Origin of the sequence: Burkholderia sp. SRS-25 (assembly GCF_004343765.1) — a bacterium.
Lineage (GTDB): Bacteria > Pseudomonadota > Gammaproteobacteria > Burkholderiales > Burkholderiaceae > Burkholderia > Burkholderia contaminans.
This window is the reverse complement of record NZ_PTXM01000006.1, coordinates 32,632-56,257: the sequence shown is the minus strand read 5'-3', so window position 1 is coordinate 56,257 and position 23,626 is coordinate 32,632. Positions and strand designations below refer to the sequence as shown.

Here is a 23,626-nt window from a genome sequence, read left to right as displayed (position 1 = left end):
CCCCTGCACCACACGTAGATAGCCGCGCGGCGACGAGGCATCGCGCGCATGGGGAGGCCATGATGCTCAAGACGAAACAACCGTTCCGTACGCCGGGACGGCGCTATCGCGCAACCTTGTTCGCCGCAGCCGCGTTCGCGTGTTGCTGCTCGTATGCCGTCGCACAGGATGCGACACCGGACGCCGCGGCCGGTGCAGTTGCCAGCGCGGACGCCATCATGACGCTGGTCGACGACGCTTCGCCTTGCGCAGCCAATCCGGCTGCGTGCGCGGTGCACGTCTTCGCCAGCGGGCGCGTTGGCGGAAGTGGCGCAGGCTCGGGCGGCAATGGCAGCGGCGGCAGCCCCGGCAGCGGAAATGGCAACGGTAGCGGTAGCAACGGGAACGGTACCGTCGGGCCTGCTGGTGTCGGCGGTACGACAAGCGGAACATCCGGCGGCACGGGTGGTACGGGTGGATCGAGCCGTGGAGGCAATGCGTCTGGCAGCGGGGGCTCGGGTGGTGGTTCTTCCGGGGGTGGTGGCACTTCGGGTGGTGGCACTTCCGGTGGCGGCACTTCCGGTGGCGGCACTTCCGGTGGCGGCACTTCGGGTGGCGGCACTTCGGGTGGCGGCACTTCGGGTGGCGGCACTTCGGGTGGCGGCACTTCGGGTGGCGGCACTTCGGGTGGTGGCTCTTCGGGTGGTAGCTCTTCGGGAGGCGGCACTTCGGGAGGCGGCACTTCGGGAGGCGGAACGTCCGGAGGCGGGACTTCCGGAGGCGGAACTTCCGGTGGCGGGACTTCCGGTGGCGGGACTTCCGGAGGCGGAACTTCCGGTGGCGGAACTTCGGGAGGCGGAACTTCGGGAGGTGGGACTTCAGGCGGCGGAGGTCATGGCGGACATGGTGGCCATGGCGGTGGTGGTGGCGACGGTGACGGCGGTGGCAACGGCGGCCATGGCGACGGTGATGGTGGCGGTCACGGCAACGGTGGTGGCCATGGCGATGGTGACGGCGGCGGTCACGGCAACGGTGGTGGCCATGGCAACGGCAACGGCGACGGTGGCGGTCACGGCGACGGTGGCGGCCACGGCAATGGCGATGGCGGCGGTCACGGCGACGGTGGCGGCCATGGCAACGGCGATGGCGGCGGCCACGGCAACGGTGGTGGCCACGGCAATGGCGATGGCGGTGGTCACGGCGACGGTGGTGGCCATGGCAATGGCGATGGCGGTGGTCACGGCAATGGTGACGGCGGCGGTCACGGCGACGGTGGCGGCCATGGCAACGGCGATGGCGGTGGCCACGGCAACGGTGGTGGCCATGGCAATGGTGACGGCGGCGGTCACGGCAACGGTGGTGGCCACGGCAATGGCGATGGCGGCGGTCACGGCAACGGTGGTGGCAACGGTAATGGAAACGGCAGTGGCGGCGCCGGCAATGGCGGGGCCAACGGTGTCGGCAACGGCCGCGGCAATGGCAGTGGTGCTGGCGGCAACAGCGGCTCGGGCAATGGCGGCAGCACCGGTGGCCACGGCAATGGCGGCGGCAACGGCAATGGAAACGGCAGTGGCGGCGCCGGCAATGGCGGGCCCAACGGTGTCGGCAACGGGAACGGCAATGGCGGCGGTCACGGCAACGGCGGATCGTCCGGAGGCAGCCACTGACCTGCTGCGTTGATCCGCCGGGTATCGTCAGAGCATCTCGAGCGCGCGCTTGCTGCGTGGTGGACGGAAGTAAGCGTCAAGCTGCGCGCGCTCGTCATCGCTGAAGACGAAATCGAGCGCAGCCCGGTTGTCGCGCACGTGTTCGAGCCGCGACGCCTTCGGGATCGCGAACACCCCCGGCTGCGCGAGCACCCACGCGAGCGCGACGCGCATCACCGACACACCGCGCTGCCGCGCGATCTCGTCGAGCGGCGAGTGCTTCGGCAGCCGCCCGTGATCCACCGGACTGTAGGCCATCGCCGGCATCCGGTGCTCGGCAAGCCACGGCAGCAGGTCGAACTCGGGGCCGCGACGCGCGATGTTGTAAAGGATCTGGTTGGTCGCGCACGCACCGCCACCGGCTTCATCGACGAGCTCGGCCATGTCCGCCGTATCGAAGTTGCTGACGCCCCAGTGACGGATCTTGCCCGCGCGCTGCAGCGCCTCGAAGCCTTCGACCGTCTCTTCGAGCGGCACCGAGCCGCGCCAGTGCAGCAGGTACAGGTCGAGGCGATCGGTACGCAGGCGCTTGAGGCTCGCATCGCACGCGGCGACGACACCGCGCCGGCTCGCATGGTGCGGATAGACCTTGCTGACGAGGAACACGTCGTCGCGCAAGCCCGCGAGTGCTTCACCGACCAGTTCCTCGGTCGCGCCGTCACCGTACATCTCGGCCGTATCGACCAGCGTCATCCCGAGCGCGATGCCTTCGCGCAGCGCCGCGATCTCGTCTGCGCGCCGGGCGGGCCGCTCGCCCATTTCCCACGTGCCCAGGCCAAGCTTCGGAATCGTCTCGCCGTCCGGCAGGACGACCGTGGCGATCGTGTCTGTCATGCGTTCCTCGTTGCGGATTCGTGGCCGCGCACCGCGGCCCAGCCATGGAATACGACGCATCAGTGTAGTCAATCGGCGCGCCATTCACCTATTGCACGGCAAAAACCGGCTATAACGGCGCCACGTGATGACTTAGAATGGCCGCAATCAGATCGATACCCACTCCATGAAGGCATCCACGGACGACCGCTGGCAGGACCTGCGCCCCGACCCCGACAACGACACGCCGCTCTACCTGCAGCTCGCCCGCAAGCTCGGCGATGCGATCCACGACAACCGCTGGACGGCCGGGGAGGCATTGCCCTCCGAGCGCGTGCTGTCCGATGCGCTCGGCGTCTCGCGCATCACCGCGCGCAAGGCGATCGCGCTGCTCGTCGAGCAAGGCCTGATTCGCCGCACGCAGGGCGCCGGCAACTTCATCCAGCCACGCTATGAAGATCCGCTGTCGCGGCTGTCGAGCTTCAGCGAAATGCTCGAACGGCGCGGCTTCAAGCCGAGCTCGCAATGGCTCGCACGCGAGATCCAGCCGGCGAACCGCGACGAAGTGATCCAGCTCGGGCTGTCGCCGGCCGCATCGGTCACGCGCCTGAAGCGCCTGCGTCTCGCCGACGGCATCGTGATGGCCGTCGAGAACTCGACGTTTCCCGCGACGCTGATCCCCGATCCGCAGGCGATCGGCGGCTCGCTGTACAGCTATCTCGAAGCGCGCGGCACGCCGATCGTGCGCGCACTGCAGCATTTCCGCGCGGTCAACGCGACCGACGAGATCGCCGAGCAGATGGGCATCGCGCCGCACGACGCGCTGCTGCTGATCACACGAATCGGCTATACGTCGGACCAGCGTGCGATCGAACTGACCGACACCTACTGCCGCAACGACTATTACGACTTCGTCGTCGAGCTGCGCAAGTAACGCCGGCCGCGCCGCCGGCGCTCACAGCCAGCACGCGTCATCGGTGCCGAGCGGCACGGGCGGTCGCGCAAGCGACGGCGGTGTCGCCGACAACCGCTCGGCCGGCCGCACCACGTCGAGCGCGCCGAACGGCGACGCGATGCGCTCGATCCGGTCGCGCACGTCGGTGCGCGTGAAGTCGGGTGCGTGCAGGCCGTCCGGCACGATGCCGAACGATTGCAGCCAGCGTCCCGTCTGCGCGAGCGACAACCGTACGTGCCAGCTTCCCCCTTCGCGCGCCCGGCGCGCGAGCGCGATCATCGCACCGAACGCCGCGAGATAACCCGTTGCATGATCGAGCGCCTGACACGGCAGGTGGCGCGGCCCGTCCGCGTGCGCGGCCTGTTGCTCCTGCCATGCGATCCCGCTCGCCGACTGCACGAGGCTGTCGAAGCCGCGCCGCTGCGCCCACGGCCCCGCATGCCCGTACGCGGATATCGATACGTACACGATGCCGGGCCGCCGCATCGCCAGCACGTGCGGCGCGAAGCCGCGCGCCGCGAGCGCGCCGGGCCGGTACGACTGCAGGAACACATCCGCGTCGTGTGCGAGCGCGTGCAGCATATCGATGCCCGCCGCGTCGCGCAGGTCGATCCACGCCGAACGCTTGCCGCGCCCGTTGTCGATCACGAGCGGCGCGATGTTCGGCAGGTGCGGGCCGTTGACGAGCAGCGTCTGCGCGCCGTGCGACGCCAGCGTGCGGCCCGCGACCGGCCCCGCGATGATGCGCGTGAGATCGAGCACACGCACACCCGTGAGCGGTTGGCCGGCTTCGCCGCGACCGATCGGCTCGACCGGCGCGTCACCGATCCGCTCGATCTCGAACAGCGGCAGCGACGCGATCGCGCGCGCCTGCTCGAGCGACGCCCACTCGTCAGGTGTTCTGATCAATGCCGCGCACAGCCCGGCGTCGGCCAGCGCGGTATCGAGTGCCGCACCGTCCCGCGCGCGGATCGCCGCGGCGACATCGTCCCGCTGCGCGCCGCAGCCGAGTACGTCGAGAATTCCGCTCAGGTGATGCGGGAAGTTCGCGTGCAACTGGATCCAGCGTCCGTCGCCCGTCTCGAAGAAGCCCGTCACCGGATGACGCAACTCCGGCGGCGGACCATCGTCCACGCGCAGGTAGCGTTCGCTGCGGAACGCGACGAGCGCGTCGCGCACCGACACGTCGACGGATTGCGCGACGCCCGTGCGAAGGCGGTGGCATTCTGCCGCCGCGAGCCCGGCTGCCGCGATCGTCGCCGCGGCCAGCGTGCCGACGCGGAAGGCCGAGGGCAACGTCGGGTCCTGGCCCGTCACGGTCGCACGGGCCAGCGCGCCGGGGTCGCCGCGTGCGAGCCGCCACAGATGCGCCAAAGCGAGTTCGGGTGTCATGGCGGAATGGGCGGTGATGAAGACAAGATCGAGTCTAGGATCGGCGGCAGCCGCGAGCAATACTGACTGCACGAATCCGCATGTCACGCGCGGTCGTATTCCCTGCGCTCCGGCAGAGGCGGCCGACATCACGGTTTCCAGTGCGCAGGAAGCCTGCCAATCTCCTCGATACCGGCGCGAACCCCTGCACATATGAACCGCGACCTGCTGCACTCACTACCGGATCGCGCAACCGGGCACCGCTGCCACCACGCGGACCGGGCGCGGCTGCCCGCACGCTGCCGTGCCGACGCGAAACGCTCGCGCGGCGGCGGCGAATGTTCGTTCGACCGGAATGCACCGGAGCCGGACTCGCAGATCACGCAGATCGCCGCATGGCCAAACGGCCTGCAGGATCACGCATGCGCTCGAACAATGTCCGGGCGGAGCACTCGTCCCGCCCCGGGCGCGCTACGTCGGCAGCGATACGGGCGCATGACGCCGGCCGTCTCGCCACGAGACGAGCGGCCTCCACCACGCCTGCGCGGCGCGCCTCGCCGGCACCTCGAGCGGACCGAACGCGAACGTCGCACGCTGCGATCCCGCGCCGACCCATACCTGCATGCCGGGCGTCAGCATCAGCGAGGCCCCGGCCCCCAGCCAGTGATCATCCGGCAAGCCCTCGATCGTCACCCAGACCTCGCCGTCGGCCACCTCCAGCGAGGTGCGGTCGACGATCCGCCACCGACCGGCCGGCTCGTCGCCATCGATCACATAAAGTCGCAGTTCGCGCATGGCAGCCTCCTGGTTGCACGGGTCCGATGGCGTCAGTATTTCGGACAGCGGCAGCACACGGACAGATACGGCTGCAGACACTTTTAGCTGAACTGTACTGGTCGATCGACGGGGACGGGCGCCCGCCGGCCGGACTTCGCGCCGCCCTTGCGCCGAACCGGCACGACGCGGCGGCTTTCCCTACAATGGCGGCTGTCCCGCGCCACCATCCCGCCCCCATGTTCCAGCGTCCGCCTGCCGCCGCTCCCGGCGAAAAAAACCTCACCGTGATGCTCTGGCTCGTCGCGACGGGCTTCTTCATGCAGACGCTCGATGCGACCATCGTGAACACGGCGCTGCCGTCGATGGCCGCGAGCCTCGGCGAATCGCCGCTGCGCATGCAGTCGGTCGTGATCGCGTACTCACTGACGATGGCGGTGATGATCCCCGTGTCGGGCTGGCTCGCCGATACCTTCGGCACGCGGCGCGTGTTCTTCAGCGCGATCCTGGTGTTCTCGCTCGGCTCGCTGCTGTGCGCGAATGCGCATACGCTCACGCAACTGGTCGCGTTCCGCGTCGTGCAGGGGGTCGGCGGCGCGATGCTGCTGCCGGTCGGACGGCTCGCGGTGCTGCGTACCTTTCCGGCCGAGCGCTACCTGGCCGCGCTGTCGTTTGTCGCGATTCCCGGCCTGATCGGCCCGCTGATCGGGCCGACGCTCGGGGGCTGGCTCGTGAAGATCGCGTCGTGGCACTGGATCTTCCTGATCAACGTGCCGGTCGGCGTCGCGGGCTGCATCGCGACCTTCTATTCGATGCCAGATTCGCGCAACCCGGCCGTCGGCCGCTTCGACCTGAAGGGCTACCTGCTGCTGACGATCGGCATGGTCGCGATCTCGCTGTCGCTCGACGGGCTCGCCGATCTCGGGATGCAGCACGCGGCCGTGCTCGTGCTGCTGATCCTGAGCCTCGCGTGCTTCGTCGCGTACGGGCTGTATGCGGTGCGCGCGCCGCAGCCGATCTTTTCACTGGAACTGTTCCGGATCCATACGTTCAGCGTCGGGCTGCTCGGCAACCTGTTCGCGCGGATCGGCAGCGGCGCGATGCCGTACCTGATCCCGCTGCTGCTGCAGGTGAGCCTCGGCTACTCGGCCTTCGAGGCCGGGCTGATGATGCTGCCGGTGGCCGCCGCCGGGATGTTCTCGAAGCGGATCATCACGCGCCTGATCACGCAGCACGGCTACCGCAAGGTGCTGCTCGCGAACACGATCATGGTCGGCGTGATGATGGCCAGCTTCGCGCTGATGCGCGACACGGTGCCGGTGTGGGTGAAGGTCGTGCATCTCGCGCTGTTCGGCGGCTTCAACTCGATGCAGTTCACCGCGATGAACACGCTGACGCTGAAGGATCTCGGCACGGGCGGCGCGAGCAGCGGCAACAGCCTGTTCTCGCTGGTGCAGATGCTGTCGATGAGCCTCGGCGTCACGGTCGCGGGCGCGTTGCTCGCGACGTTCACGGGCATGCTGCGCACCGTGACGCCGAGCAACACGCTGCCGGCGTTCCATGCGACGTTCATCTGCGTCGGGATCATCACGGCGGCTTCCGCGTGGATCTTCGCGCAGCTCGCGCCCGAGATCCGCAGCACCGCGCGCAAGATCGACCCGTCCGAGCGCGCGTGATGCGTGACGCGCCGAACCGGGTCGGCTCGCACCATCACGGTGCAGCGCGGCCCCGCGATGCGCATCTGAAACAGCTGCCATGCCCGGCGACGCCACCGCGACGCGCCGCCGCACGGGGTACGATGCCGTGCACGCTTCTTGCTGGCCTATTCTCTAGGTAAACTGGCAGTCTTCCTTCGGCCGACATCATGAGCATGATCGAAATCGATCCCCCCGGCTTTCAGCCGCCCCGCCCCGTCGCGGGCGACGACGGGAACCGGCGCACCGTGCTGTACGGCGGCTACACCGTGTTCAGCGTGTTCCAGCCCGTTTTCTCGGTGTCGCACCGCCGCGCGATCGGCTATCACGCGTCGCTGCGCGCGCACGACGAGGAAAGCCGCCAGGTGGCGTCGCACGAGGTGTTCACGCAGGCGGCGCGGCGCGGCGATCTGCTCGAGCTCGGCCGGCTCGCCGAATCGCTGCATCTCGGCAACTTCCACGCATTCGACAGCCATGACGAGTGGCTCTTCCTGAGCCTGCATCCGGCCGCGCTGATGGACACCGTCTACAGCGACGCGATGCTCGCGAACCTGAAGGCGCTCGGGCTGCCGCCGCATCGCGTGGTGCTCGAGGTGCCCGAGCAGGCAGGCGGCGAGACGCCGCGCTACGCGGCGATCGTAGACGGGCTGCGCAAGGCCGGCTTCCTGATTGCGCTCGTCGGGTTCGGCGCGAAGCATTCGAACATCGACCGTGTGTGGCACCTGCATCCCGACATCGTCACGCTCGACCGCGGCATCCTCGCGCAGGCGAGCGAGCACTCACATCTCGAACGCGTGCTGCCGGGGCTCGTGTCGCTGCTGCACGAATCCGGGCAACTCGTGCTGATGGGCGGGCTCGCGACCGAGCGCGATGCGCTGATCGCACTGGAGTGCGACGTCGATTTCGTGCAGGGCCAGTACTTCGCGGGGCCGAGCGTCGAACCGGTGCAGCCGCAGGCCGCCGCGGGCTGTATGGACACGCTGTCGGCCGCGTTGCGGCTGCGCGTCGCGGAACGCGAGCGCACGCAGGCGGAACGGCTCGCACCGTACGTCGCGGCGCTCGAGGAAGCGAGCCGCAAGCTCGGCGCAGGCGAGCCGCTCACCGACGCGGCCGCCGTCGTGCTCGGCCTGCCCGAGACCGCGCGCTGCTTCCTGCTCGACGCATCGGGTCGCCAGATCGGCGACAACGTGCTCGCACGCGGCAGCGTCTCGCAGCGCGCCAAGCGCTTCCGGCCGCTGCTGCACTCCGAAGGCGCGAGCTGGGAACGTCGCCCGTACTTCATCGACGCGATGCGCGCACCGGGCCGCGTGCACCTGACGGCGCCCTACCTGTCGATCAACGAGGCGCACCTGTGCGTGACCGCATCGATCGCCGCGCCGGTCGCGACCGGCATGCAGGTGCTCTGCGTCGACATCAACTGGGAAGCGGCACTCAACCGCGAATGAACGCGCCGCCGCGCCGCCCTGCTCAGGCGGCGGCGGTCTTGCGTACGATCAGCCGGTGCACACGCTTGCCGGACGATGCGCTGACGACTTCGTGCTCGTCGATCACCTGCGTGCCGGCGCCGAGCGCCGCCCGCATCCGCGCCGAATCGAGCGGCGTATAGAGGCGGCCGCGCTCGTCGCGCAACGCGCCGTTTCCGGCGACCCGCCAGCTCACGTACAACGTGCCGCCCGGCATCAGCAGCTCGGCCAGCCGCGCGGCGGCAGCGGCCGCTTCCGCCTGCTCGAGATGCATGACGACCGTTTCGCACAGCACGTTGCGAAATGCGCCGGACGGCACGCCGGCCAGCGCCGGCAGCGCGGCCAGCTCGAAGGTGAGGTCCGGATGGCGGCGCCGCGCCTCGTCGAGCAGCGCGGCGCTCGCGTCGTAGCCGCACACGTCGAAGCCGCGCGACGCGAGCCAGGCCGTATCGCGCCCGGCCCCGCAGCCGACGTCCGCAGTCGGCCCCGGCGAGAAATGCTGCTCCAGCAGCGCGTACATGTCGTCGGGCGCAGCCTGGTCGAGCCAGTCCTGCGCGTATTGCGCGGCATGGGCGTCGTAGGCATCGAGAGTCGGGCGATCCACCATGGTGACGGCTCCGCATAGGCGTCGTATGACGCACTCCGCATCTTAGCCGTTGCACACCCCGTACGGCACCACGCACGGCCACGCGGCGAGTGGTGCCGCCCCTACGCAGCCCGCACGTTGCCCGTATGCGGCGCCTGCGCGGTCAGCTCGGCCCACAGCGCATCACCGCGCCAGGCCGGGCGCGCCGCCGCACGTTCAGCGTCATGCATGAGCGCGCACAGTCGCGCATTGACGGGCGCGTGCCCGCCGAAGTGCGCGGCCAGCCGCACGACCTCGCCGTTGATCCACTCGACTTCCGTCGCGCGCCCCGCCGCAAGATCGTCGGACATCGACGAACGCGCGAGCGGATCGATCGCCAGCATCCGGCCGCCCAGCACGCGAAACGCCGGATCGGGCAAGTCGAGCACGGCCGGGAGCCACCCGGCCGGCAACGGCGTCAGCCGCGCGGGCCGGATCGCCGCCCGCGCCAGCCAGTGCAGCGCTTCGCGCTGCGCAAGCGCGACACAGCGCCGGTACCCGCGTTGCGCGAGTTCGTCGCGCAGCGGCAGGTTCGCGAGCGCGTTGACCGCGTTGTTCAGGTTGAGCAGCAGCTTCGCCCATTGCACGGCCCGCATGTCGCGATGCAGCGCGAGCGGCAGCCCGGCACGCGCGAATGGGCCGGCGAACGGCGTCAGCGCGGGGGAGGCTTCGGCCGCCAGCGCACCGGCCGAGCCCTGGTGAAACGCACCGGGCTCGCGCTCGATCACGTTGAACGGCACCATGCCGGCCAGCACGGTGGCTTGCGGCAGCGCTTCGCGCAGCATGTCGGCGTTGTACAGGCCATTCTGGAAACTGATCACGACCGTGCCGGACCGCAGCACGCCGGCAAGCTGCGCCGCCGCCTCACGCGTCGCGGCCGATTTGACCGCCACGAGCACGAGCCGTGCGGTCGCCGCAGCCGCCGGATCGGTCTCGAACACGACATCGGCCGGCGCGAGGGTCGCGCGATAGCCGCGCTGGTCGGTCAGCGTCAGCCCGTGCCGATGAATCGCGTCGCCGATCCGCGCGCGGCCGACGAGCGTCACATTCGCGCCAGCCGCCGCAAGACGTCCGCCGAGATAGCAGCCGACGGCACCCGCGCCGAACACGCAGACCGGTGCGTCAGACATGCGAATGCGCGCCGCCGTGCACGGGGCCGGCCCGACGCTCGACTTCGCGGCGCACGTCGCTGCGCAGCCCCGCGAAGAACGCGACCTCGGCGACGACGAACAGCGGCCCGACCATCAGGCCGACCAGATCGTCGACGAACGCGGGCTTGCGCCCCTCGAACCAGTGCCCGACGAACTGCACGATCCAGCCGACGACGAACGCGCCGATGCCGACTGCGAGCCACTGGACGGTCGGCAGCAACGCGAGCGCCTGTGCGGCCCACAGGCCGAGCGCGAACAGCGCGGTCATCACGATCCCGAACCGCAGGTCGAGGCGCAGATAGAACACCGCGAACGCGACGGCCAGCAGCAGCGCCGGCGACAGCGCGATGCCGGCCAGCATCCCGAGCGCCGGCCGCGACAACAGCACCTCGACCGCGAACACGATCATCGGAATGCCGACCAGATGCGTCGCGATGTTGCGCGCGTCGCGGTGGTAGGCCGCATACTGGGCAAGATGGTCTTCGAGCGTCTTCATCGCGTCTCCTGGTCCATGGTTGAGCGCTATGATGCGCGTCACGCCCGAGAACCTCTGTCAGCTACCCGACATCGCGCGCCCATGCCCTCTCCGCTTGCCCCGTACCTGCCGCAGATCGAAGCGAACCCGTGGTTCGCCGCGCTGCCGCCCGCGTTGCGCGCGGACCTGCTCGCCCGCGCGGCGCTGCGCCGGCTGCCGGCCGGCCATGCGTTGTTCCGGCGCGGCGACCCGCCATGCGGGCTGTACGCGGTACTCGCCGGTTCACTCACGATAGGTGCGGTCGACCCGCAGGGCAAGGAAGCGCTGCTGACGGTGGCCGAGCCCGTCACCTGGTTCGGCGAAATCGCGCTGTTCGACGGCCAGCCGCGCACGCACGACGCGATCGCACTCGACGACGCGCTGCTGCTGCACGTGCCGCAGGCCGCGCTGCTCGCGATCCTCGACGCGACGCCGCAATACTGGCGGCAATTCGCGCTGCTGATGGCGCAGAAGCTGCGCCTGAGCTTCCTGACCGTCGAATCGATGAGCGTAATGCCGGCCGCGCAGCGGCTCGCCGCCCGCCTGCTGATGATCGCCGACGGCTACGGCGGAATCAGCGCCGGCCGTACCCGCATCCGGCTGTCGCAGGAAAAGCTCGCGGCGATGCTGTCGCTGACGCGGCAGACCACCAACCAGTTGCTGAAGGCGCTGCAGGCCGACGGCATCGTGCGGCTGCACGTGGGCGAAATCGAGCTCGTCGACGTCGATGCGCTGCGGCGGGCAAGCGGGTTGCCCGACGGCATGCGCTGAGGTTCAGCACCACCGCAGCGCGCCTCCCCGCCGTCACCGCGTTGCGCTATCGTGGCGGCTCGTCCGTTCATCTCTGTCCGCACCGCCTTGAGCACGTCAACCGCCTCCGCTCCTTCCCGCCATCCATGGCCCGTGTTCATCGCGTTCCTGCGGCTCGGCCTGACGTCGTTCGGCGGCCCGGTCGCGCATCTCGGCTACTTCCGCACCGAATTCGTCACGCGGCGCGGCTGGCTCACCGAGCGCACGTACGCGGATCTCGTCGGGCTGTGCCAGTTCCTGCCGGGGCCCGCGAGCAGCCAGGTCGGAATGGCGATCGGACTCGCGCGCGCCGGCTACGCGGGCATGTTCGCGGCGTGGCTCGGCTTCACGCTGCCGTCGGCGCTGCTGATGATGCTGTTCGCGCTCGGCGTGCACGCAACCGGCGCGCCGATCGAAGCGGGGGCGCTGCACGGGCTGCGCATCGTGTCTGTCGCCGTGATCGCGCAAGCCGTGTGGGGCATGGCGCGCTCGCTGTGCCCGGATGCGCGCCGCGTCACGCTGATGGCCGCGGCCGCCTGCGTTGCGCTGCTCGCGCCGGCCGCGTGGACCCAGGTTGCGGTGATCGCGGCGGCCGGGTTGGCCGGCCTCGTGCTGCTGCCGCAGCCGACGCGTGGCGCGCATGAGCCGCTGCCGCTGCAAGTGTCGCGTCGCGCGGGCGTGCTGTGGCTCGCGCTGTTCGCGGCGCTCCTCGTCGTCCTGCCGTTTGCGACCCGCACGCTGCGCTCCGATACGCTTGCCGTCGTCGACGCGTTCTTCCGTACGGGCGCGCTCGTGTTCGGCGGTGGACACGTGGTGCTGCCGCTGCTGCAGGCGGCCGTGGTCGCGCCCGGCTGGGTCGGCGATGCGGCGTTCCTGGCCGGATACGGCGTCGCGCAGGCCGTGCCGGGGCCGCTGTTCACGTTCTCGGCGTTCCTCGGCGCGTCGTTGCGCACCGCGCCGAACGGCTGGCTCGGCGGCACGATCGCGCTGGTGTCGATCTTCGCGCCGTCGTTCCTGCTGGTGGCCGGCACCGCGCCGTTCTGGGAACAACTGCGCCGCAGCACGCGCATGCAGGCCGCGCTCGCGGGCGTGAACGCGGCCGTCGTCGGGCTGCTGGTCGCCGCGCTCTATCACCCGGTCTGGACCGATACGATCGTGGCGCCGCGCGATCTGGCCGCCGCGCTCGTCGCGTTCGTTGCACTGGTGTTCTGGCGCGTGCCGCCGTGGGCCGTCGTGATCGCGAGCGCCGTGCTCGGCTGGGGGCTCGGCGTCCTGGCCTGACCGGCGATACGCGCAGCGCGTTCCACCTCGACAGAAAACAAAAAGCCCTCGTTTCGAGGGCTTTTTTGCTGGGTGCCGCGCGCCGTAGCGGCGCGCAGGCGCCGGACCTTACGCGAAGTTCTTCGCTGCGAAGTCCCAGTTCACGATGTTCCAGAACGCTTCGACGAACTTCGGACGTGCGTTGCGGTAGTCGATGTAGTACGCGTGTTCCCACACGTCGATCGTCAGCAGTGCCTTGTCGGCGGTCGTCAGCGGCGTTGCTGCGTTGCTCGTCGACACGATGTCGAGCGAACCGTCAGCCTTCTTCACGAGCCATGCCCAGCCCGAACCGAACGTGCCGACTGCAGCCTTCGTGAACGCTTCCTTGAATGCGTCGTACGAACCCCACTTCGCGTTGATCGCGTCGCCCAGCGCGCCCGTCGGTGCGCCGCCGCCGTTCGGCGACAGGCTGTTCCAGAAGAACGTGTGGTTCCAGATTTGCGCGGCGTTGTTGAAGATGCCGCCCGACGACTTCTTCACGATCTCTTCCAGCGACAGGTTTTCGAATTCCGTGCCCGGGATCAGATTGTTCAGGTTCGTCACATAAGCCTGATGGTGCTTGCCGTAGTGGTACTGGATCGTCTCGAGCGAGATGGTCGGCGCGAGCGCGTCTTCAGCGTACGGGAGCGGCGGGAGCGTATGAGCCATGGCGATTCCTTCGTTGAGTATGTAGGGAGGCTGTGTTGGATGCTGCCGAGCGTCCGATTGTAGGCGAGGACGAATAACCCCGCAAACTCACGGGCCATTTATCCGCGGTATGCGGAAAAGCGATGTTTGCGCAACGTCCGGCAGGACGAACCGGACGATGAGCAGCATCCGTTCCCGTGCACGATGCGTCCGTTGCGACAACCTTCGCTCCGCTTGCACCTCGTTACGTCAGATCGTATCCGTCAGCCGCGGCTGCACGTCGGCGATCGACACGTCGGCCGAGCCTTCCGCGAGATGCACGGTCAGCCGGCGCTGCGGCTTCAGCGCGTTCGGCGTGCGCACCGCACGGCCCGTCTGCGCATCGATCAGCGCCGCATAGCCGCGCTCGAGCGTGCGCTGCGGGCTCAGCACCTCGAGCCGCGCCGCACAGGCTGACACGCGAGCCGTGTCGCGTTCGTGACGGCGCTGCAAGGCCAGCGCAAGACGCTGCGACAGCCCCGCGAGCGCCTGGCGCGCCTGCGACGGATCGGGGCGCGCGCGCTGCCAGCGCAGCTGCGCGAGCGCGAACCGCGCGCGCGCGTCGCGCACCGGCCGCGACGCCGCCGACGCAAGCCGCACCGCGAGTTGCTCGACGTGCGTGCGCTGCCGCTGCAACCGCTCGGCCGGGCTCACCAGCCTGCGCGCGAGCCAGTCGAGCTGCTGCGCGCGCTGTTCGAGCCGGCGCTCCATGCCGCGTGCGAGCGCACGCTGGCGCTCGCCGACCTCGCGCAGCAGCAGCGCGCGCTGCGGGCTCGCCAGCTCGGCGGCACCGGTCGGCGTCGGCGCGCGCACGTCGGCCGCGAAGTCCGCGATCGTGAAATCGGTTTCGTGCCCGACGCCGCTGACGACCGGCAGTTCGCTCGCCGCGATCGCACGCGCCAGCGCCTCGTCGTTGAACGACCACAGATCCTCGATCGACCCGCCGCCGCGACAGACCAGCAACACGTCGACCTCGCGGCGCGCATTCGCGGTCTCGACGGCCGCCACGAGCTTTTCGGCGGAACCGGCGCCCTGCACGGGCGCCGGATAGACGATCACCGGAATGTGCGGCGCGCGACGGGCGAGCGTGGTCAGCACGTCGCGCAGCGCAGCCGCCTGCAGCGACGTGACGATGCCGATCGCGCGCGGGTGGGCCGGCAGCGGCCGCTTGCGCTCGGGCGCGAACAGTCCCTCGCTCTCGAGCTGCGCCTTCAGCCGCAGGAACGCCTCGTACAGGCGCCCCTGCCCGGTGCGCCGCACGGCTTCCACATTGAGCTGCACTTCGCCGCGCGGCTCGTACATCGTGACGACCGCGCGCACTTCGATCCGGTCACCTTCGCGCGGCGTGAACTCCGCGTATTGCGCGCGGCCGCGGAACATCACGCAGCGCATCTGCGCCTGCTGGTCCTTGATCGAGAAATACCAGTGGCCGCTCGCGGCGCGCGTGAAATTCGACACTTCGCCCGAAATCCACAGCAGCGGAAACGAGCGCTCGAGCATCGTCGAAATCGCGCGATTGAGCGCTGAAACGGGAATCACTTCGTCGCCGCCGCGGGTCGCGCCCGGTGCGGCAAATGGGGAGTCGGAAGGCATGGACGGTCGGATGAATGCTGGCGGCGACACGATAGTCCGACACGCGCGCGACGTCCAGCGCCGGCCGCATGTACCGTGACGTTCGGAAGGTGTCCACACTTTGGCAATCATCGGCCTAAAACGCGAAAAAACCGCTGAAAAATCCAGACGATTATCTGTAACGCATTGATTTTTATATATTTTTAAATCTTTCTGAATGATTCTCATCCGATTCGAAGCCCACCCGGCGGGCGTTTGACGTCATCGAGCGAGGAGTTTTTCACAGAGTTATCCACAAGCCGCCACGATCCGGCCCCGCAGGCTGCGGCGGCCGGTCGCGCTTGCCGCGCCCGCCTGCGGCGCGCTAGAGTGCCGCCTTCCGCAGACCCCGCGGCATGCGCCGCCCAACGGAGAATCCGCCTTGACGAATCCGTCCCACGCCGCGGCGCACGACCTGCCGCGCCCGGCCCGATGAGCGCGCCCGACGGCCCGCTCGCCCGGCTCGAAGCCCGCCTGACGCGCGAATGGCAGCGCCGCGGCGCGCTCGCGTGGGCGCTCACGCCGTTCGCATGCGTGTTCGGCCTGTGCGCGGCGCTGCGGCGCGCCGCCTACGCGCAGGGCTGGAAGAAGCCGGTCGACGTCGGCGTGCCCGTCGTCGTGGTCGGCAACGTGACCGTCGGCGGCACCGGCAAGACGCCGACCGTGATCGCCCTCGTCGACGCGTTGCGAGCGGCCGGCTTCACGCCCGGCATCGTGTCGCGCGGCTACGGTGCGAACGTGAAGGCGCCGACCGCCGTCACGCCCGCATCGCGCGCCAGCGCGGGCGGCGACGAACCGCTCCTGATCGCACGCCGCACCGGCGCGCCAGTCTGGGTCTGCCCGGATCGCGTCGCGGCCGCGCAGGCGCTGCGCGCCGCGCATCCGGACGTCGACGTGATCGTCAGCGACGACGGCCTGCAGCATTACCGTCTCGCGCGCACGGTCGAGCTCGTCGTGTTCGACCACCGGCTCGGCGGAAACGGCTTCCTGCTGCCGGCCGGACCGTTGCGCGAGCCGCTGTCGCGGCACCGCGACGCCACGCTCGTCAACGATCCGTACAGCGGCGCGCTGCCGCCGTGGCCCGACACCTATTCGCTCGCGCTCACGCCGGGCGCCGCGTGGCACCTCGACCAGCCCGCGCTGCGCCGCCCGCTGTCGCAATTCGCGAACGAGCGCGTGCTCGCCGCGGCCGGCATCGGCGCGCCGGAACGCTTCTTCGCGACGCTGCGCGCGGCCGGTCTCGCGCCCGCGACGCGCGCGCTCCCCGACCACTACGCGTTCGCCGACAATCCGTTCGTCGACGACGCCGTCGATGCGATCCTGATCACCGAGAAGGATGCAGTAAAATTGGGCGCTTCCTGGCGCGACGCCCGACTGTGGGTTGTCCCCGTCGAAGCCGCGCTCGACCCTCGCCTCATTGCCCTCGTTGTGGAGAAACTCCGTGGACGCTCGCCTGCTTGAAATCCTTGTGTGCCCTATCTGCAAAGGCCCGCTCCACTATGACCGTGCCGCGCAGGAGCTGATCTGCAACGCGGACAAGCTCGCCTACCCGATCCGCGACGGCATCCCCGTGATGCTGGTCGACGAGGCGCGCCAGACCGTCGAAGGCACGCCGGTCGACCCGGCCGGCCGCTAAGCTGCCCGACCCGGCCCTCGCCGCGGCCCGTCCGCAGCGAGGGCGCCGAACCCGCGGGCGGCCCGCACCAGACGCGCCGCCCGCTCCGCTCTTCTCACCGCCCTCCCCGATGACTCAACCCTTCATCGCCGTCATTCCCGCCCGGCTCGCGTCGACGCGGCTCCCGAACAAGCCGCTCGCCGATCTCGGCGGCAAGCCGATGGTCGTGCGCGTCGCCGAGCGCGCGCTCGAAGCGGGCGCGCAGCAGGTGCTGGTCGCGTCCGACGCGCAGAGCGTGCTCGATGCGGCCCGCGATCACGGCTTCGAAGCGGTGCTGACGCGCGCCGACCATCCGTCCGGCACCGACCGGCTCGCGGAAGTCGCGGCGACGTTCGGGTGGAGCGACGACACCGTCGTCGTCAACGTGCAGGGCGACGAGCCGCTGATCGACCCCGTGCTCGTGCGCGACGTAGCGTCGCACCTCGCGGCCCATCCGGCCTGCGCGATTGCGACGGCCGCCCACCCGATCCACGACGCGGCCGACGTGTTCAACCCGAACGTGGTGAAGGTCGCGCTCGACGCGCAGAGCGTCGCGCTGTACTTCTCGCGCGCGCCGATTCCGTGGAGCCGGGACGCATACCAGCCGCACTGGCCCGACGTCGCGGCCATGCCTGCACCGGCCTTCCCGGTCTATCGGCACATCGGCCTCTATGCCTATCGCGCGCGTTTCCTGCGCACCTATCCGACGCTCGCGCAGGCGCCGATCGAACAGGCCGAGCAGCTCGAACAGCTGCGCGCGCTCTGGCACGGCGAGCGCATCGCAGTGCTGATCACCGAGTCCGCGCCGGAAGCGGGAATCGACACGCCGGCCGATCTAGCACGCGTGCGGGCCCTTTTTCAGCCGTCATCAAAATAACCCGTGGCATAATCAGGCGATTGTGCGAGCCGTCCGCGACCAGCGCGTCCTCGCTTGACCCCGCCCGCGGCCCTGCCGGCAGCCGCGCGTCGCTCAACCCGACGCGCCGCATCAGACCGGCCCGCCACGCGCCAGGCAAGCCCCGCGCACACCGTCGCCGGCGCTTTTTTCGTCTCGCCACACGAATCTACATACTGGAGATATCACCATGCGTTTGATCCTGTTGGGCGCGCCCGGCGCGGGAAAGGGCACCCAGGCAAACTTCATCAAGGAAAAATTCGGCATCCCGCAAATCTCGACGGGCGACATGCTGCGCGCGGCCGTCAAGGCCGGCACGCCGCTCGGCGTCGAGGCGAAGGGCTACATGGACGCCGGCAAGCTCGTGCCGGACGCGCTGATCATCGGCCTCGTCAAGGAACGCCTGAAGGAATCCGACTGCGCGAACGGCTATCTGTTCGACGGTTTCCCGCGCACGATCGCGCAGGCTGACGCCATGAAGGAAGCCGGCGTCGCGATCGACTACGTGCTCGAGATCGATGTGCCGTTCTCGGAAATCATCGAGCGCATGAGCGGCCGCCGCACGCACCCGGCATCGGGCCGCACGTACCACGTCAAGTTCAACCCGCCGAAGGTCGAAGGCCATGACGACGTGACGGGCGAGCCGCTGATCCAGCGCGACGACGACAAGGAAGAAACCGTCAAGAAGCGTCTCGAAGTGTACGAAGCGCAGACCAAGCCGCTGATCACGTACTACGGCGACTGGGCGCAGCGCGGCGAGGAAAACGGCCTGAAGGCACCGCAGTATCGCAAGATCTCGGGCCTCGGCAGCGTCGAGGAAATCCGCGAGCGCGCGTTTGGCGCACTGAAGTAAGCAGCGCATCGCGCACCCGCAAGCCGCCCTTTCCGGGCGGTTTTTTTTTGCCCGGGCGGACTTCGCACGACCGCTCCGGTCTCGCCGTCGCGCAAGCGTGCCCCGTACAATCGGTCGGGTGCGGGCGCTCCCGTTACCCGGGCGCCGGCATCTCAACCGATCGCACGGCATCGAACCACGCAGCCGCATTGCGCGGCACCGCAACCAGCGCCGAGGCGCCAGCAGCGGTCGACCACCTTGGATGGGTCCGCCCTGAGCGCCTGAAGCGCCACGGGCGCTCAACAACGGAGACAGTCATGGAAATTCGCGGCAACGTGTTTCTGATCACGGGCGGCGCATCGGGCCTCGGCGCCGGCACGGCGCGGATGCTCGCGCAGGCAGGCGGCACGGTCGTGCTCGCCGACCTGAACGACGCGGCGGGCACGGCGCTCGCGACCGAACTGGGCGGCATCTTCGTGCACTGCGACGTGTCGAGCGAAGCCGACGCGCACGCGGCCGTCAGCGCGGCAACGCAAGCCGGCACGCTGCGCGGCCTCGTGAACTGCGCGGGCATCGCGCCCGCCGCGAAGACCGTCGGCAAGGACGGCGCGCATCCGCTCGACGTGTTCGCGAAGACGATCAACGTGAACCTCGTGGGCACATTCAACATGATCCGGCTCGCGGCCGCCGCGATGGCTGCCACCGCGCCGACCGCGGACGGCGAGCGCGGCGTGATCGTCAGCACCGCGTCGGTTGCCGCGTTCGACGGGCAGATCGGCCAGGCCGCGTACGCCGCGTCGAAAGCCGGTGTCGCGGGCATGACGCTGCCGATCGCGCGCGACCTGTCGCGCAGCGGCATCCGTGTGATGACGATCGCGCCCGGCCTGTTCGAGACACCGATGCTGCTCGGCATGCCGCAGGACGTGCAGGACGCGCTCGGCGCGATGGTGCCGTTCCCGCCGCGGCTCGGCAAACCGGCCGAATACGCGCTGCTGGTGCGCCAGATCGTCGAGAATCCGATGCTCAACGGTGAAGTGATCCGCCTCGACGGCGCGATTCGGATGCAGCCGAAATAGGCATAAAAAAGCCCGCGATGCGGGCGTTTTTCATTCAGGGTCCCGGCAGCGTCGCGGTAGCTCAGTCCTCGCCGTCGCGCTGCATCCGCTGCCGCAATTCGGTCACCTGCGACTCGACCACGGTGGCGTCGTCCGCGTCCGGCCGCTCGCCGAGGTACTGTTCGAGATCCTCGAGCGCCGGGCGCAGGTAATCGAGCCGCGCATACGCGAAACCGCGGTCGCGGACTTCGTCGAGGTGCCCGGGCAACAGGATCACGAGCCGCTGCTGCACCGCGAGCAGCCGCTGCCAGCGTTCCGTCTGAAGATAGATCGTCTTCAGGTTGCGCAGCATCCGCGCGATGATCTCGCGGCTCGTCGCCGGCTGCAGCAGCGCGCGCAACGCGCTGTCGACCGCACCGGCCGCTCGCGCGACGTACGGCTCGAGCATCTCGACCATCTCGGCTTCGGACAGCGAATGGCCGTTGGCCGGATCGATGATCAGGTCGCCGTCCGGCAGCGTGACGCGCAGCAGGAAATGACCGGGGAACGACACGCCGCGCGCCGGCACGCCGATCTGCTCGGCGAGCTCCAGATACAGCACCGACAGCGAGATCGGGATCCCGCGCCGCCGCTTCAGCACGGCGTTCAGGTGGCTGTTATCGGGGTCGTAGTAGTCGTTGTGATTGCACGCGAAGCCGAGCTCGCGGAAGAAGAAATCGTTCAGTGCGGCGACGCGGCCCTTCAGGTCCGCATCGTCCGTGAGCCGCCGGCGCAACCGCGCCGCCAGCACGTCGAGTTCGGCCAGCGTGCCCTGCAGGTCGAGGTCGGGATACGCGTCCTGCGCCACCGACAGCGCCGCTTCCGTGACGGGCAGACTGTCGTCGTCCGCCACGAGCGTGCTGAAGTAGTCGAGGACGCGGGTCATTGCGGTCGTCACTTGGCGCGCCTTCTGAAATAAGCGTATTTGAAGCCCATCACCCACAACATACCGAAATATAGTGCAGCGAACAGCACGAGGCACGCGGCCATCAGCGCGATGCGATCGAGCGGCTGCGTACGCATCCCGGTCCAGTCGAAGCTGATCGACAGCCAGTGCATCAGGCCGGCGAGCACGAGCGCCGCGCCGATCAGCTGCACGAAGAAGCGCAGCCAGCCCGGCGACGGCTGGTAGATGCCGCGCTTGCGCAACCCGATGAACAGCAGCAGCGAGTTCAGGCACGCGCCGACGCCGATGCTCAGCGTCAGGCCCGCGTGGCCGATCAGCGGCACGAACACGTAGTTCGAGATCTGCGTGACGATCAGCACGCCGATCGCGATCTTCACGGGCGTCTTGATGTCCTGCTTCGCATAGAAGCCCGGCGCGAGGATCTTGATCAGGATGATGCCGACGAGGCCGATCCCGTAGGTCGCCAGCGCGCGCGCGACCATCGTGACGGTGTGCGCGTCGAACTTGCCGTAGTTGAACAGGGTCGCGGTGAGCGGCGTTGCGAAGAAGAACAGCGCGAGCGCACTCGGCGCCGCGAGCAGGAACGTGACGCGCAGGCCCCAGTCGAGCAGCGCCGAATACTCGTGCGAATCGGCATCGACGTGCGCCTTCGACAGGCTCGGCAGCAGGATCGTGCCGAGCGCGACGCCGAGCAGCGCCGTCGGGAATTCCATCAGGCGGTCGGCGTAGTTGATCCACGACACGGCGCCCTGCCCGAGCCGCGACGCGATGTTGGTGTTGATGATCAGCGACAGTTGCGCGACCGACACCGCGAACGTCGCGGGCACCATCTTTGCGAGCACGCGTTTCACGCCCGGGTGGCGCAGCGCGCGCAGCGGGTTGAGGCCGATCAGCGGCACCATGTCGATCTTCTTCAGGCCCGGCAGCTGCACGAGGAACTGCAGCACGCCGCCGACGATGACGGCCCATGCCAACGCAAACACCGGCACCTTCAGGTGCGGCGCGACGAACACGGCCGCGGCGATGAACGCGACGTTGAGCAGCACCGGCGCGAACGCGGGCAGCGAGAAGCTCTTGTACGTGTTCAGCACGCCGGAGGCGAGCGTCGTCAGCGAGATGAACACGATGTACGGGAACATGATCTGCGTCATCGTGACCGCGAGCGGGAACGCCTGCCCGTCGGTGTGCAGGCCGGACGCGACCGCGAACACGACCCACGATGCGCCGGCGATCCCGACCACCGACAGCACGGCAAGCGCCCACGCCAGCACGGTGGACATCGCGTCGACGAGCGCTTTCGTCGCATCATGCCCCTGCTGGTTCTTGAACTCGGCAAGGATCGGCACGAACGCCTGCGAGAACGCGCCTTCGGCAGACAGGCGGCGCAGCAGGTTCGGGATACGGAAGGCGACGTAGAACGCGTCGGTGTATTGACTGGCGCCGAACGCACGGGCGATCAGCGTCTCGCGGGCCAGTCCGGTCACGCGCGACAGCAGCGTGAAGCCGCTGACCGTCAGCAGGGCTCGGAATAGATTCATGGGGCGCTTATTATACGGACGTTGCGTGGCCCGGCCAGCGGCCGATGCCGAAAAGCGCACACGCGTGCGGCGCCCTCCTCGGCGGGTGTCATGTTGAACTTGCCACGCGCTTGATTTTGTTGCTATAATCGCCGGTTTCTGGGCTCGTACATGCACGGCAACTGCCGTTTTCATGTCCCTGCCTCGGTTAAAATCACCGTTTTTTTATGCGCCCCTGGGCAATCGTTCTCAGGGGACGGATCGAAAAGCAGCGCTTGGCCGTCAGGCTCCAAGCTCTGGAAACAGGACAGGATAAGGAACCGTCATGGCTAACTCCGCACAAGCACGCAAGCGCGCCCGCCAGGCCGCGAAGGCAAACTCGCACAACTCGGCGCTGCGCTCGAAATTCCGTACCGCGATCAAGTCGGTTCGCAAGGCTGTTGAAGCCGGCGACCAGGCAAAGGCTGCCGAGCTGTTCAAGGCTGCCGTGAAGACGATCGACACGATCGCCGACAAGAAGATCGTTCACAAGAACAAGGCCGCTCGCAGCAAGAGCCGCCTGGCCGCAGCCGTCAAGGGTCTGCAGGCAGCAGCGTAAATCCGGTGCGCCCGCTCACGCGGGCGTTCCTGTTTCCTGCGATCGCAAAAAAGCCCGCCTAGGCGGGCTTTTTTGTCGCCTGTCGCCGGCGCATCCTGCAAGCCGACGACAGTTGCCACGAGGGCGGGCGCGGCAAGCACGCTCGCCCGCACCGGCATCACTTCTTCACGCCGTAGTCCGGCAGTTCGCACGCCTCGGTCACGACGAGGTTGTTGTCCTTCGCGAAATTCAGCACGAAATCGAACGCCATCGGCTCCACGTCGCGCAGCCGGGAATCGAGGATCACGCATTTCAGGTCGCCGAGCATCGTCGGACGCACGTAGAGCGAATACTTGAGGCGCGCGTTGGGCCCGCTCGCCCCCGGCCCGAAGCAGGCCATCACACCGGCCAGACGTTCCGACCAGTCGCTCGGGCGAAACTTTTTCCCGTCTTTCGTGATGCCCTGGATGAAGAATTCGGTCGGAGGGGTTTCAGCCATGTGGTTACCCAAGTGACGGCCCGGCGATGTCCAGGCAACGGCGCCTGGATACGCGAACACAAAGCTGAAACGGACGGCGGCACAAGCATTCCGATATCCCGAAAACAGGACGTCGGCGCGCGCCACCGGCGGACTGCACCGGATTTGTGCAGCGCACGGCTTGTGTCCGGCAGAGCGCGAGGAGGCTTGCCTGCCGGGCTGGAGAAAACTTTTGAATTAT

General features: G+C 68.9%; 23 protein-coding genes. 12 read left to right on the top strand and 11 right to left on the bottom strand.

What is annotated here, in order from left to right:
• The first annotated feature begins 62 nt into the window (after positions 1–62).
• On the top strand, positions 63–1,646 hold the full coding sequence (locus C5O79_RS38525) for a hypothetical protein (RefSeq protein WP_240687906.1): 1,584 nt from the start codon (positions 63–65) through the stop codon (positions 1,644–1,646).
• 27 nt (positions 1,647–1,673) lie between these two features.
• Here C5O79_RS38525 and C5O79_RS08720 read toward each other — a convergent pair whose 3' ends face one another.
• Positions 1,674–2,519, bottom strand: coding sequence for an aldo/keto reductase (locus C5O79_RS08720; RefSeq protein WP_047851163.1), 846 nt, complete (start codon positions 2,517–2,519; stop codon positions 1,674–1,676).
• Positions 2,520–2,685: 166 nt separating this feature from the next.
• Between C5O79_RS08720 and C5O79_RS08715 the strand changes: the two genes are divergently transcribed.
• Positions 2,686–3,432 carry a GntR family transcriptional regulator gene (locus C5O79_RS08715; protein ID WP_011352976.1) on the top strand — a complete coding sequence of 249 codons (747 nt, stop codon included), beginning with the start codon at positions 2,686–2,688 and terminating at the stop codon, positions 3,430–3,432.
• A gap of 21 nt (positions 3,433–3,453) precedes the next feature.
• Here C5O79_RS08715 and C5O79_RS08710 read toward each other — a convergent pair whose 3' ends face one another.
• Both C5O79_RS08710 and C5O79_RS08705 read right to left on the bottom strand, forming a co-directional pair.
• On the bottom strand, positions 3,454–4,845 hold the full coding sequence (locus C5O79_RS08710) for a CoA transferase (protein WP_047851164.1): 1,392 nt from the start codon (positions 4,843–4,845) through the stop codon (positions 3,454–3,456).
• Positions 4,846–5,295: 450 nt separating this feature from the next.
• The gene (locus C5O79_RS08705) at positions 5,296–5,619 is read right to left on the bottom strand and encodes a DUF2917 domain-containing protein (protein ID WP_122474267.1); all 324 of its coding nucleotides are present in this window, start codon (positions 5,617–5,619) and stop codon (positions 5,296–5,298) included.
• Between the two features lie 218 nt (positions 5,620–5,837).
• Between C5O79_RS08705 and mdtD the strand changes: the two genes are divergently transcribed.
• Positions 5,838–7,274 carry a multidrug transporter subunit MdtD gene (mdtD, locus tag C5O79_RS08700; protein ID WP_122474268.1) on the top strand — a complete coding sequence of 479 codons (1,437 nt, stop codon included), beginning with the start codon at positions 5,838–5,840 and terminating at the stop codon, positions 7,272–7,274.
• 188 nt (positions 7,275–7,462) lie between these two features.
• The gene (locus C5O79_RS08695; protein ID WP_039368234.1) at positions 7,463–8,737 is read left to right on the top strand and encodes an EAL domain-containing protein; all 1,275 of its coding nucleotides are present in this window, start codon (positions 7,463–7,465) and stop codon (positions 8,735–8,737) included.
• 22 nt (positions 8,738–8,759) lie between these two features.
• Here the strand turns inward: C5O79_RS08695 and C5O79_RS08690 are convergent, their stop codons facing one another.
• From C5O79_RS08690 to C5O79_RS08680, 3 genes are all read right to left on the bottom strand, one after another.
• The gene (locus C5O79_RS08690; protein ID WP_046544576.1) at positions 8,760–9,362 is read right to left on the bottom strand and encodes a class I SAM-dependent methyltransferase; all 603 of its coding nucleotides are present in this window, start codon (positions 9,360–9,362) and stop codon (positions 8,760–8,762) included.
• Positions 9,363–9,463: 101 nt separating this feature from the next.
• The gene (locus tag C5O79_RS08685) at positions 9,464–10,510 is read right to left on the bottom strand and encodes a 2-dehydropantoate 2-reductase (protein WP_122474269.1); all 1,047 of its coding nucleotides are present in this window, start codon (positions 10,508–10,510) and stop codon (positions 9,464–9,466) included.
• Complete coding sequence (locus C5O79_RS08680) at positions 10,503–11,027, bottom strand: Mpo1-like protein (RefSeq protein ID WP_046544574.1); 525 nt, start codon at positions 11,025–11,027, stop codon at positions 10,503–10,505. Before C5O79_RS08680 ends, C5O79_RS08685 begins: the two co-directional genes overlap by 8 nt.
• Positions 11,028–11,108: 81 nt before the next feature.
• Between C5O79_RS08680 and C5O79_RS08675 the strand changes: the two genes are divergently transcribed.
• Together C5O79_RS08675 and chrA are read left to right on the top strand one after the other, a co-directional pair.
• Positions 11,109–11,816: a Crp/Fnr family transcriptional regulator gene (locus C5O79_RS08675; RefSeq protein WP_046544573.1), complete on the top strand. Its 708-nt coding sequence runs from the start codon at positions 11,109–11,111 to the stop codon at positions 11,814–11,816.
• Between the two features lie 87 nt (positions 11,817–11,903).
• Positions 11,904–13,115: a chromate efflux transporter gene (gene chrA / locus C5O79_RS08670; RefSeq protein WP_122474270.1), complete on the top strand. Its 1,212-nt coding sequence runs from the start codon at positions 11,904–11,906 to the stop codon at positions 13,113–13,115.
• 108 nt (positions 13,116–13,223) lie between these two features.
• On the opposite strand, the gene sodB is transcribed toward chrA, so the two are convergent.
• Both sodB and xseA read right to left on the bottom strand, forming a co-directional pair.
• On the bottom strand, positions 13,224–13,802 hold the full coding sequence (gene sodB / locus C5O79_RS08665; RefSeq protein WP_011352986.1) for a superoxide dismutase [Fe]: 579 nt from the start codon (positions 13,800–13,802) through the stop codon (positions 13,224–13,226).
• A 228-nt stretch (positions 13,803–14,030) separates the two neighbouring features.
• Positions 14,031–15,413, bottom strand: coding sequence for an exodeoxyribonuclease VII large subunit (xseA, locus tag C5O79_RS08660; protein WP_046544571.1), 1,383 nt, complete (start codon positions 15,411–15,413; stop codon positions 14,031–14,033).
• Positions 15,414–15,863: 450 nt separating this feature from the next.
• Here xseA and lpxK point away from each other — a divergent pair, with 450 nt between their 5' ends.
• From lpxK to C5O79_RS08635, 5 genes are all read left to right on the top strand, one after another.
• Positions 15,864–16,892, top strand: coding sequence for a tetraacyldisaccharide 4'-kinase (gene lpxK, locus C5O79_RS08655; protein WP_122474271.1), 1,029 nt, complete (start codon positions 15,864–15,866; stop codon positions 16,890–16,892).
• Positions 16,873–17,067 carry a Trm112 family protein gene (locus C5O79_RS08650; protein WP_010090898.1) on the top strand — a complete coding sequence of 65 codons (195 nt, stop codon included), beginning with the start codon at positions 16,873–16,875 and terminating at the stop codon, positions 17,065–17,067. The genes lpxK and C5O79_RS08650 overlap by 20 nt, the downstream gene beginning before the upstream one ends.
• A gap of 109 nt (positions 17,068–17,176) precedes the next feature.
• Positions 17,177–17,962 (top strand): 3-deoxy-manno-octulosonate cytidylyltransferase, encoded by a 786-nt coding sequence (gene kdsB, locus C5O79_RS08645; protein ID WP_122474272.1) that lies wholly within the window; start codon positions 17,177–17,179, stop codon positions 17,960–17,962.
• 208 nt (positions 17,963–18,170) lie between these two features.
• Positions 18,171–18,833 (top strand): adenylate kinase, encoded by a 663-nt coding sequence (gene adk / locus C5O79_RS08640; RefSeq protein ID WP_011352990.1) that lies wholly within the window; start codon positions 18,171–18,173, stop codon positions 18,831–18,833.
• A 296-nt stretch (positions 18,834–19,129) separates the two neighbouring features.
• Positions 19,130–19,888: an SDR family NAD(P)-dependent oxidoreductase gene (locus tag C5O79_RS08635; RefSeq protein WP_046544568.1), complete on the top strand. Its 759-nt coding sequence runs from the start codon at positions 19,130–19,132 to the stop codon at positions 19,886–19,888.
• A 61-nt stretch (positions 19,889–19,949) separates the two neighbouring features.
• Here the strand turns inward: C5O79_RS08635 and C5O79_RS08630 are convergent, their stop codons facing one another.
• Entirely contained in the window at positions 19,950–20,792 is an 843-nt protein-coding gene (locus C5O79_RS08630; protein WP_122474580.1) for a SirB1 family protein, read from the bottom strand.
• Between the two features lie 8 nt (positions 20,793–20,800).
• Positions 20,801–22,351: a murein biosynthesis integral membrane protein MurJ gene (murJ, locus tag C5O79_RS08625; protein ID WP_046544567.1), complete on the bottom strand. Its 1,551-nt coding sequence runs from the start codon at positions 22,349–22,351 to the stop codon at positions 20,801–20,803.
• Positions 22,352–22,655: 304 nt separating this feature from the next.
• Here murJ and rpsT point away from each other — a divergent pair, with 304 nt between their 5' ends.
• On the top strand, positions 22,656–22,928 hold the full coding sequence (gene rpsT, locus C5O79_RS08620; protein WP_006482211.1) for a 30S ribosomal protein S20: 273 nt from the start codon (positions 22,656–22,658) through the stop codon (positions 22,926–22,928).
• Positions 22,929–23,085: 157 nt separating this feature from the next.
• Here rpsT and C5O79_RS08615 read toward each other — a convergent pair whose 3' ends face one another.
• Positions 23,086–23,406, bottom strand: coding sequence for a DUF3579 domain-containing protein (locus C5O79_RS08615; RefSeq protein ID WP_039368274.1), 321 nt, complete (start codon positions 23,404–23,406; stop codon positions 23,086–23,088).
• Positions 23,407–23,626: the final 220 nt, after the last annotated feature.